Origin of the sequence: Candidatus Bandiella numerosa (assembly GCF_021811875.1) — a bacterium.
Lineage (GTDB): Bacteria > Pseudomonadota > Alphaproteobacteria > Rickettsiales > Midichloriaceae > Aquirickettsia > Aquirickettsia numerosa_A.
On record NZ_JAJBJD010000013.1, the window covers coordinates 1 to 11,235 of the forward strand.

Annotated in this window: 8 protein-coding genes; 4 read left to right on the forward strand and 4 right to left on the reverse strand. The window is 27.9% G+C overall.

Going from position 1 to position 11,235, the window contains the following annotated elements; all coding sequences use genetic code 11:
• Nucleotides 1-156 precede the first annotated feature (156 nt).
• The 4 genes from L8D11_RS01070 (at nucleotide 157) to L8D11_RS01085 (ending at nucleotide 5,751) form a co-directional block, all read left to right on the forward strand.
• Nucleotides 157-462, forward strand: a complete 306-nt coding sequence (locus L8D11_RS01070) for a hypothetical protein (RefSeq protein ID WP_236869830.1) — start codon at nucleotides 157-159, stop codon at nucleotides 460-462.
• 61 nt (nucleotides 463-523) lie between these two features.
• Nucleotides 524-1,525: an aspartate-semialdehyde dehydrogenase gene (locus L8D11_RS01075; RefSeq protein ID WP_236869831.1), complete on the forward strand. Its 1,002-nt coding sequence runs from the start codon at nucleotides 524-526 to the stop codon at nucleotides 1,523-1,525.
• A 1-nt stretch (nucleotide 1,526) separates the two neighbouring features.
• Nucleotides 1,527-2,741 carry a pentapeptide repeat-containing protein gene (locus L8D11_RS01080; RefSeq protein WP_236869832.1) on the forward strand — a complete coding sequence of 405 codons (1,215 nt, stop codon included), beginning with the start codon at nucleotides 1,527-1,529 and terminating at the stop codon, nucleotides 2,739-2,741.
• Complete coding sequence (locus L8D11_RS01085) at nucleotides 2,734-5,751, forward strand: YhdP family protein (protein ID WP_236869833.1); 3,018 nt, start codon at nucleotides 2,734-2,736, stop codon at nucleotides 5,749-5,751. Before L8D11_RS01080 ends, L8D11_RS01085 begins: the two co-directional genes overlap by 8 nt.
• A gap of 13 nt (nucleotides 5,752-5,764) precedes the next feature.
• Here the strand turns inward: L8D11_RS01085 and L8D11_RS01090 are convergent, their stop codons facing one another.
• From L8D11_RS01090 to L8D11_RS01105, 4 genes are all read right to left on the reverse strand, one after another.
• The gene (locus L8D11_RS01090; RefSeq protein ID WP_236869834.1) at nucleotides 5,765-8,533 is read right to left on the reverse strand and encodes a PD-(D/E)XK nuclease family protein; all 2,769 of its coding nucleotides are present in this window, start codon (nucleotides 8,531-8,533) and stop codon (nucleotides 5,765-5,767) included.
• Nucleotides 8,534-8,541: 8 nt separating this feature from the next.
• Nucleotides 8,542-9,606 carry an efflux RND transporter periplasmic adaptor subunit gene (locus tag L8D11_RS01095; protein WP_236869835.1) on the reverse strand — a complete coding sequence of 355 codons (1,065 nt, stop codon included), beginning with the start codon at nucleotides 9,604-9,606 and terminating at the stop codon, nucleotides 8,542-8,544.
• 40 nt (nucleotides 9,607-9,646) lie between these two features.
• Nucleotides 9,647-10,921, reverse strand: coding sequence for a citrate synthase (locus tag L8D11_RS01100; protein ID WP_236869836.1), 1,275 nt, complete (start codon nucleotides 10,919-10,921; stop codon nucleotides 9,647-9,649).
• Nucleotides 10,922-10,999: 78 nt separating this feature from the next.
• The coding region (locus tag L8D11_RS01105) for a hypothetical protein (protein ID WP_236869837.1) at nucleotides 11,000-11,235 on the reverse strand (236 nt) is incomplete at its 5' end.

The window sequence follows — 11,235 nt, forward strand, 5'->3', positions numbered from 1 at the left end:
ACTTACTCTTCTCTATACGTTCTTCTGCTTCTCTTACTAAAAATGACATTTTGCCTCCTCTTTCGTATGTACTTATCTTTTCATTCTATCATATATGTTTCTTTCTGCCTATTATGCAATGGTCTTATCTATGGAGACAAGAATTTAATAAAAGCAATGTTTTGTGAGCTACTTACAAAATTTTATGAATATAAACAGCCTAATAATGTTAATATCAGCCTTAAAAAAGATTCAGGGATGAAAAAAATCATTATCACTATAGAGGGAAAGCTAGATTTGGAAGAAATTCATAAAAAAATAATTAAAATTGATTTTCCAAGATCAACGGTGATTAATGAACTTCTTTTTATAACTAAAGGTTTATTATATGCAAAATTTATAATGAAAATTCATAATGGTAGTTTGAAGATTAAAAAAAATGATGAAATTATTATTGTAAAACTTTTATTTGATGAAATTTGAAATTTTCTTGCTTTCGTAATGAGTTATTATAGTATGGCTTTAAACCTCTTATATTAATAATATGAAATATAGTGTTGCGGTGGTTGGTGCTACAGGTAATGTTGGTAGAGAGATTTTCAGTACTCTAGAAAACTCCAAAATTAAAATAGAAAATATATTTGCAGTTGCATCTCAGGAATCGGTCGGCAAAGAGGTAATTTTTAACAATAAAGCAATCGGAGTAAATGCTTTAGAAGGATTTGATTTTACAGGTATTGATTTTGTATTTTTTGCAACTGGTGCAGATACATCTAGAGAATATGTACCAAAAGCAAGCAAAGAAGCAAAATTGGTTATAGATTTATCTTCTCATTTTAGAATGCATAAAGAGATTCCATTAGTAGTGCCGGAAGTTAATATATCATCACTAAAGCTTGCGAAAAAATCACATATAGTCGCAAATCCCAATTGTGTAGCAATTCCTTTGGTTGTGACACTTAAAAATTTACACAAATTTGCTCAAGTATCTAGAATTGTTGTTTCAACATATCAATCAGTTTCAGGGGCTGGCAAAAAAGCAATGGATGATTTATATGCTCAAACAAAAAATAGATTGGTCAACGCATTTGCCGATGATAATAATAGAGAGAAAACAGCGTTTAATGTAATTGCCAGAATTGATGAGCTAGTTGAAAGTGGCTATACTAAAGAAGAAATTAAGGTTATGGAAGAAACAAAAAAGATGTTATGTAGTGACATTGATGTAACTGCAACGTGTGTTAGAGTTCCTGTTTTTGTAGGACATAGTATGTCAGTTAATGTTGAATTTTCTAAAAATATATCAGTAAACGAAGCTTATAATATTTTAAATAAATCAGATGGGATAGTGACAGATAGAACAAGTGAATATAGTTATTTTACCCCGATAGATTGTGTAGGTAGAGACGAGGTTTATGTATCAAGAATTAGACAAGATGTTGCCAATAATATTTTAAATTTATGGATAGTTTCTGATAATCTTAGAAAAGGAGCTGCGCTTAATGCGGTTCAAATTTTTGAAAAATATATAGAAAGTTATTTATAAAATGAAATTTTTATTTAAAATTGTGTTTTCACTTTGTTTATTGCTAATTTTAGATGTGGATTTAGCCGTTGCAGAGGATGAAAGTGTTGAAGCGATTTTAAAAAAATTTAAATCAATGCAAAATACGCTTAAGGATAGTGATGTAGACGTTAATGAAGTGCAAAAATCAGATCTTACTAGGGATAAAATTCAAGATTTTATCGATTCAGCAAAAGACTCTAATCAGCCTATTAACATCGTTGAATCACTAGGGAGTAACCTAAGTGGATTGAATTTATCAGGCATGGATTTTTCAAATACTATTATGTATCGTGTTAATTTTTCTGGAGCAAATTTAGATGATTGCGTATTTACCAATGCTTTTTTAGAAGGGGTAAATTTTGAAAATGCTTCATTAAAAAGATCGACATTTGTTAATGCAAATATTAGCAGAGCAAATTTGACAAAGGCAAATTTGACAAGTAGTAGGCTGAGTAAAACTTATGCTAAAAGCTCAATATTTGTGGCAACAAATTTTGAAAATGCCAAAATATTTGCATCGAATTTTTCCAACTCTAATTTTAATAATAGCAATTTAGATAAATCAAAAATAGTAAGGTCAAAATTCAAAAATACTTCATTTCAGGATGTAAAAATTGCTGAGGTATTTTGGGATTTAAATTTTTTTTCTTCAAGTAACTTTAACAATGTTAATATAGCTAATAGCAATTTAAAAGCAATTGATTGGGGAAGTAGTCAATTAAAAGGAGTTGTTTTTCAGGATTGTCTTATATTTGCATCAAATTTTCAAAAGTCAAATTTAACAGATGTAATATTTGACAAAATTAATGCGAAGGCAATTAATTTTAGTGAAGCAAAATTATCTAAGGTAATTATAAATAGAAGTGATATGAGTTATTCACTTTTTCAAGATGGCATGATTTCAGAATTTATTGTTATGCTAAGTTATTTTGATAGTTCTAATTTTAGAAGGGTAAATTTAATGAACGCTAATTTTTCTTCGAGTAACCTAAAAAATTCTACGTTTTACCAGGCGATCTTAAATAAATCAGAAATCTTAAATTCATATTTAGCAGGAATAAATTTTTCCAAAAGCAATTTAATAGACATGTCAATTAACGATAGTAATTTATCATATACTAATTTTAGAAGTGCACAAATTGATAACTTCAGTTCACGAAATAACCTAATCGAAAAAGTATTTATTAATGAATAGTTCTATCAAATCCTCAGGTAGACGCTACCTAAAAAGGCTGGTAGCAATTTTTAAATATAGTCTTATAGCGTTGCTATTAATATTGACGGCTATAATAGTGTATTTAAGCTTTTTTGGACCAAAGCACTTCAATTTTATCGATGTGATAGTTAAGCATAATATTGAAAAAAATCTGGATCAAATTAGCATAAGCAAAATACGTACAGGCGTATCTCTTGACTTAAAAGATATGTCGATCATCCTTGGCTTGGATGATTGGGAATTAAGCTATAAAAAGAGTGCCGTTTTTATGGCGCCAAACCTAAGGCTGAAATTTGACATATATAATCTATTATTGCAAAGAAATAATAAAATATTTAAGGGTATAGTTTTTGATGAGAGAGATGTGGCCGTTATATATGATAAATCAAAAAAAAATAACGGTATAAGTCAGGAAAAAATTCCTATAGAAAATGTAGTAAATATACTGAAAAAATATCAACATTTAATGAAAGGTAGCAGTTATATTGTAGAGAATTTTAAGATAATTATCAAAACTGAAAATGGGGATGACTATGCTATTAGTTTGCAAAATTTAGAATTTAAATTTAGTGATACAAATGATGTTGAGATTATTTCCTTAATTAACATTAGTGATGCAATAGCTAATTTAAAAATTTCTATTACTACTATTTCTAATAATGCTATGAGTGTAAAAGGCAGTATTACGTCAGATAAGCAACCTGGGAAATTAAATAAGATCAAAATTGGACAAACGAGCATAAGCACTGATTTTAAAATTAACTTTGATACAACGTTATATTATCTAAATTTTTTAGAGAAAGTAAATTTTAGTTTTATACAGGATGGGATAACAAATATAGCCAGTAAAAAATTTTTACAAAATGATGTGGCTATTAATAACTTAAATTTTAATGGAGAATTGTTAGAAAATTTCAGCAAAATTAACATACCTTATCTGACTTTAAAGATAGATAATGAAATACCAGTAAGGGGCAAAATTAATTATGAGGCAAAAAAGTTAGTTCTAAATTTTGATGTTTTAAATTTATCCACTAAGAAAGTTTTAGGAACATGGTCAAAAAATCTTTTACCGGCAGTGCATTTATGGTTATCAGAACATCTAGAAGATGGATATGTTAGCAATTTAACACTTATAAATGATTTTGATAAACAAGATGAATCTGCACTTACAACGTCAATAAGTTTAAAAAATGCAAAATTAAAGTATCTTCAAACTGTCCCTGTAATAACCCTCAACACTGCTGAAGTAAAATTTACTACAAAGAATCTGATTATAAGTAGCGGCGATGGAAAAGTTTTGAGTAATTCTATAAATGGTATTACTGCTGAAATAGAAGATATGAATCAAGAAAACGTGAGCATGATATTTAATGCAAATATTTTAGGAAGTATAAGTGAGCAATTGGAAATTGCTAATATGCATTATGAATTTCAAGTACCAAAAAATATAGAAGGTATGGCAAATACGAAAATTAACTTTGTCGTGCCATTTTATAAAATGCCAACGTTTGAAGATTTAAAAATTAATTTACACTCCAAATTAACTAAGGTCTCTATAAGCGATATATATCAAAATTATCAATTAACTAATGGTAATTTGGAAGCGAATTTAGTTGAGGAGAAATTAAAAATAAAAGGTATTGCCAAAATTAACGGGTTGCTTAATATTAATGTAAATTCAGATATCTCTATTAAAAATAATCAAAATTATTTAATTAAAATTAATACTAATGATAATTTGCAAAATTTTCAAAAGCTGAAAATTCCACTTTCAAATTTTTTTAATAATAGTACTAATATGAAAGGTATTATAGAAGTAACTCCTAATGAAATAACGTCAGAATTTTGGGTAGATTTGCATAATACTTCAGTAAATATTGATGCACTTAGTATAGTTAAAAAGGCAAAATTTCCAGGAAGCATTTATATTAAATTTGTAAATAATGGTGAGGACGAAACAAAAATTTCAAAATTTGAATTTAAAATACCTAATAAATATTTTTCAGGAACTGGGGTTGTTAACGATAAAAGAAGAGAGTTAATAAAATTCAAATGCAGTATATTTCAAAATAATGTTCAAGGAATGGTTTTAAATTATGATAAAGTGGAAAATTTAAACCGAATTACAGTTAATGGAATTACAGCAGATTTGAGTGAATTTAGCTTAAAAGAATTAATAAATCAATTAAGCTCTGACAATATCAAGAGCGGAGGATTTTTCAGTTTTGAAGGTAAAATTGATAATCTGATTTTAAGAAACAACATATCACTTAATAAAGTTGATATTTCAGTAAATAATCAGAGAAATATAAGTGTAAACATATCTGCATTTTTAGACGGAAATAGGCAATTAAGAGTATATTATAACTATCCAGTTTTATCTATTACATCTCCTGATGCAGGTTCTGTGTTAAAAGCACTGGGGATAACAGAAAAAATTGGTGAAGGTAATTTAGAAATTAAAGGCAGTTATGAAACGCGTAAAAAATTTAAGGGCTTTGTTGAATTAAATAATTTTTATGCAACTAAAACTCCTGCCCTACTTAATTTATTAACATTAACAGCTCCAATTTCAACATGGCAGAGCATTATTAAGAATAAAGGAATTAGATTCTACAGTTTTCAGTGTCCAATTGAATATGATGGCAGGTATTTGGAATTTAATGACTGCGTTGCTGAGTCTAAATTATTAGCACTGAAGCTGAGTGGAAATATAGATATAGAAACCAAATATTTGAATTCGAGAGTAGTGATTGTGCCAGAAAATATAGTAAATACAATTTTTAAGAAGGTACCATTTTTAAATCTTTTTTCTGGTCCAAAAAATGAAGGCATGATTCTGAGTACACTATTTGATATGAAGGGGTATATTGATGAAGATATCAAAGTTAGTGCAAATTATCTATCTACTTTAACGCCAGGGTTTTTGCGAAATATCTTTAAACAGTCAATTTCTAAACCACAAAAGGAGAGGATAGAAAAGTAAAATAAAGTATAAATCATATTCTCAAGATGTGGGAGTAGTTTTTGTTTCTTTTATTTATGATTTTGTCTCTTGTAATAAAAAAATCTGTTTCGTTACATAAAAATTTTTCTAATAATAATCTTAATCCTCTTTCAATTTCGGCTAAGTCACCATTTATTGCCTTTTTTTCAACATTTTTTGATTTTCCGCTAATATCAAAATAATGTAAATTCACGATATTAATATTATTATTAATATCTAATTTAAAGCCTTTGTTTTGAAATATATATTTTTCAATAGGTAGTTGCGGATATAATCCTGCAGATATTTCACTTTCATTTGGAATATGACCAGATTTAAAATCAATAATTTCAGCAATATTGCCTTGTTGTGAAATTTCTATTCTATCTGCTATACAAAAAAGCTCGATATTGTGAGATTGAAATTGTAAATTAATGGTGCCAACTATTTCACTAAAAGATTTATAATTTTCACCTTGATGATAAAAATTTTTATATATAGAATTTACGATATTTACCAAACGTAAAAACCAAAACGTTGATATTTTATATGGTATATATCTATATTCGGTATATTCATTAAATTTTGCGAAAAACCAATTACCAAATTCTTCTGAATTGCTATGTTGTCCTGACAGTGCTTTTGATATTAAATCGTGAAGCAATATTCCAAAATCTTTTTTCTCAGCTTCTCTCGCAATTTTTTCCAGAGGATTTATTTTCAATATATATTTTATATAGTATACATAAGGATTAGATATTAATTTTTCTATACCAGTAACAGAAATTTTCTTAGGTCTTTGGTCAACATAAACTTTTGTGTATACAATATCAGAATTTTTTTCAATGGGTTGCTTATAAATATTTTGAAGTATTTTTTTATATTTTTCAGTAAAGATGGCTGATTGCTTGTTTATACTTTGAAATGCTAATAATTTTTCTAACCATCTACAAATTTGATTTTTTGCATTAGTAGATTCCGAGCAACTTAGTATTAAATCATTATTATAGAACGAACTTATAAAATCATACTCCATAAATTGCATTTCTGAATCAATGGGTTTTAGATTATTAATTTGCCTAAATCCTTTACTAAAATAATTTTTATCAAAATTTGCATCTGGAAAAATACCTTCATTCAGTCCTGCAAAAAAGACTGTATCATATTGAATATTCCTTGTTTCAAAGGTTTGCAGTATTGTTACAGATTTATGATTTTGAGAATTATTAGATTTTTGATTTGATGTTAAAAGTTTATCAATAATTTTTATATATTTGGTAAAATTAATATTGTTATCATTTTTAAATATTTCCAATTTTTGCTCAATCAATATAAGTATTTCTTGAAATTCAATGTTATCAGAATCATTTTTTAGAAAATCAAATAGCTTAAGGTGAATTTTAAAATAGTCCAGCAGAGTTAAATTAGGATTTTTTAACAATCTTTTTTTCTCTAGAAATATATTTTCAGTTTCTAGCAAGATACTAAATTTATCTTTATCAGAATCATTTAGCCCAATTAAATAATCAGAAACTTTATCTCTATATAATAACTTTCTTAAAAATTTTAATTCATATGTGTTAATTAATTGATTATCTATCCTACAATGGCTAGATTTTAAGATATCGAGAAGTAATAAATAATCATTTTTTTCTGTGTTTAAGTATAGAGAAATTAGTAGAAAAAAGTGCGAATAAGTGGATTTTTCAGGTAGATTACTCACTAAATTATCCACGTGTATATTCCACAATTTCAATGAGCTCTCAATTTTTTTTGCCAGTTCATAGGATTTTGTCTGTACAATTATATTATTTTTGCCCATCTCTAATTTTTCTCGGATAACAAGAGCTAGCATTTTAGCTTCTTCGTTTAGATTTTTTCCACGAATAATATTGAAATTTTTTAGTGGAGCCTGATAAAAATTTTCATTAATATTATTTAGTATTATGGAGGGTATGTGAAAGCCTATCTGCTTTGATTTAGAAACACCCTGAACTGAATCAATTGCTAAGTTATTTCTGTCTAAAAAATTATGTATGTGTATTTGGTGTAAATTTTTTATACTAGCACCTTTGTCAAAGCCCCTGATAAATATATAGGAATTTTTATACCTCACTAAATTGTCAATAAAGTGTTTTATGTAACTTACTTCTGTTTGGGGTAAAATAATAAAAATACAACTGTTGCTATTATGATTCCAATTTTTGATAATTTCCTCAGTAGCGTAGTTTAAGGAATTTGCTTTGAAAGTTGTATTTGTAGATTGCAAGTAGGCTTCTAATTCTGCAATAATTAGTAAAAATAATTTTTCAATTTTTGTACTTGGGATGATTTCTTTTTTGTAATATTGATAATAGTAATACTCATCGACACTTTTAGAAAGTTTATGCAAATCTATCGAATTTAAAAATTTTGTATCAAAGTCATTATTAATATTTTGATTTTTAATTGATTCTAAAATCAATGATATTAATATGTACATTTGATCATTTTTAAGAATTTGCTTTTTAATTAATTTAAGTTTAGCAATGTGAATGTTATTACAAAACCTATCAAATTCTAATATATTTTCATCTATAGCAGTAAAAGTTAAAACTTGAGGAAGAACTATTTTGTTATTGAAAAGTAGTAGTTTTTTTAAAAAGGCATTTTGTATTCTTTTATGAGGAAGAAGTATGAGATTATTTTGTGGATTTTCAAAATTATTCGAGACATCTAAAATCTTTTTTACAAATTGTTCTAAAAAATTATCACTAAAAGGAACATTAAATATTTTCCCCATGTTGTAGTTTATAATTTTTCACCTGATTTTAAATACACATGCCCCAATGTAATAATCTTAGAAAAGTTAGGTAGATTAATTACCCAAAATCCATCCTTATCTTCATCTATAATTTCCACTGGAACAAATTCAACAATACTATTGTTATTTACTACTTTAACTCCAGTAAAGCCATTTTTATCGATGCTAAGAGTGGATTGAGAGATTTTGTGTGCTTTAAAATCACCCACATGAACAAAAACTTTAACTAACTGGCCACTTTTTAACGCATTATCAAAATTTTCAGTGACAATTTCGGCAGTATATGTTTTTGTTAACTCATTCGCTATTTCACTTAATGAGGATACCTTAGGAATAGAGATTTTTTGACCATTAATAAAGATATAAGCACCAATGCTATTTTTAATTTGGTCAAATTGTTGATAGGGTATTTCAAATTTTATTTTTATTATCTGATTAGATGTGAATTTACCAACTTTAGAATTAATGCCAAGGTAATTACTTTTTTTAACGTTAATTTCATTAATAGTTCCATCGTAAGGAGCTCTAATAGTCGTGTTATCAAGATTTAACTGAGCTTGCTTTAATTGACCTTTTGCTTGATAAAACTGAGCTTTTGCATCAGCAATATTAGATTCAGAACCTAATCCTTTTTTTGAAAGTTTTAATGCAGATTCATAAAGTACTTCTTTGCTAACCAAGTTTTCTTTTGCTGAATTTAGCTTATCAAGATAATCTTTTTTTTCTAAATCAATAATAGGATCATTTTTTGCTAACTTCTGTCCTTCACTCGCCAAAATATCTGTTACTTTACCATCTACTTCATTAATCAAATCTATCTGATTTTTTGCTTCAATGGTACCAGCAAAGATCAAAATTTTAGGCATATCTAAGGCTTTTGAATCGACAATTTTATAGTTTAAATTTTTATGATTCTCAACATTGTTTACTTCAGATTTTTTTTCAGAAAATAATCCACTTAACATCCATGCGACTATCACCACAAAAAATACTATTATTGCCTTAAGGCTTATGGGAAACTTTTTAAATTTACTACCTAGCGTACTAAGCATAATGCACTAATCCATTAATTGTTTGAGATAAATAATCACATTATCTTATTTTTACACCAGTGTAAACCTGCCTTGGTCTTCCAATTTTCATATTAGGATCCTCTATCATTTCTTTCCATTGAGAAACCCATCCTGCTGTTCTCGCTAATGCAAAAAATACAGTAAACATCTGCGTTGAAATACCTAGTGCTCTATAAATAATTCCGGAATAAAAATCTACATTTGGGAACAATTTTTTTTCTTTAAAGTAATCATCTTTCAGTGCAATACTTTCAAGTTCAGTAGCTATATCAAGCAATTTATCACCTTTTATATTCAAATCAGATAACATTTCATGGCAATATCTTTTTAAAACGCTTGCTCTTGGGTCATAATTTTTATAAACTCTGTGTCCAAAACCCATAAGCCTAAAGGAATCATTTTTATCCTTTGCCTTGTCAATATATTTTGGAATATTTTCAGGTTCTCCAATTTCTTGTAGCATTTTAATTACCTCTTCATTAGCACCTCCATGAGCAGGTCCCCATAGTGATGCAATTCCAGCACTTACTACAGCAAATGGATTAGCTCCTGAGGATCCAGCTAACCTAACTGTTGAAGTAGAAGCGTTTTGCTCGTGATCAGCGTGTAAAATTAAAAGCTTATCTAATGCTCTGGCAACAACACTATTTACTTTATATTCTTCAGTAGGTACACCAAACATCATTTTTAGTAAATTTGAACTGAAGTCTAATTTATTATCTGGATAAATAAATGGTAATCCTACAGAATATTTGTATGCCATAGCTGCAAGTGTTGGGATTTTTGCGATAATTTTATGAATAGTTTCATCTCTTTGTTTTTCATCTCTAATATCTAGACTCTCATGATAAAATGCAGACAATGAACTGACCGTCCCAACCATTATAGCCATGGGGTGAGAATGCCTTGGAAATCCCCTAAAGAAAAAGTGCAACTGTTCATGCACCATAGTATGATGTCTTATAGAATTGATAAAGGTACTTTTTTCTGTTTGACTTGGTAATTCGCCATATAGAAGTAAATAACAAACGTCCATAAAGTCGTTTTTTTCTGCTAATTCAGTAATGTTATATCCTCTATGTTGCAACACTCCATTTTCCCCATCAATATAGGTTATTGATGAATCACAAGAAGCAGTTGACATAAAACCTGGGTCATAAGTAAAATATCCTGTGTTTTTATATAAATTTCTAACATCTATTGCTGAAGGTCCCTTTGTTCCATCTATAATTGGTAACTCTATCTCTTGCTCAATATTTGGCAACTTCAAAAGGGCTTTGTTTTGCTTGTTCATTTTAAACGACGGTATCATAAAAGTATGAACTGATGGTATACCTCTAACATTACTTTTTCAATACCTATTTTAGGATTTTTAGCCAAGATAATCCAATACCTTTTTAAGGTCGGATAAATCCATCTTTGCGAATACTGAATCATCACCATGTTTTACAAGAAATCTGCGTTTATTCTGATCATAACTCTTTAAAGGCCGTTGCATAAATGCAAAGCAAGGAAGATATGCAATAAATGGATTTAAAAAATTAGATTCATATAAAGAAGAACGATAAGTTTGGTATAAAAGCTGATAGAATAATAGGAATTCAAGAA

Coding starts and splice junctions, on each gene's coding strand:
- L8D11_RS01070 (WP_236869830.1), top strand. CDS start 157: ATGTTTTGTGAGCTACTTACAAAATTTTATGAATATAAACAGCCTAAT.
- L8D11_RS01075 (WP_236869831.1), top strand. CDS start 524: ATGAAATATAGTGTTGCGGTGGTTGGTGCTACAGGTAATGTTGGTAGA.
- L8D11_RS01080 (WP_236869832.1), top strand. CDS start 1,527: ATGAAATTTTTATTTAAAATTGTGTTTTCACTTTGTTTATTGCTAATT.
- L8D11_RS01085 (WP_236869833.1), top strand. CDS start 2,734: ATGAATAGTTCTATCAAATCCTCAGGTAGACGCTACCTAAAAAGGCTG.
- L8D11_RS01090 (WP_236869834.1), bottom strand. CDS start 8,533: ATGGGGAAAATATTTAATGTTCCTTTTAGTGATAATTTTTTAGAACAA.
- L8D11_RS01095 (WP_236869835.1), bottom strand. CDS start 9,606: ATGCTTAGTACGCTAGGTAGTAAATTTAAAAAGTTTCCCATAAGCCTT.
- L8D11_RS01100 (WP_236869836.1), bottom strand. CDS start 10,921: ATGAACAAGCAAAACAAAGCCCTTTTGAAGTTGCCAAATATTGAGCAA.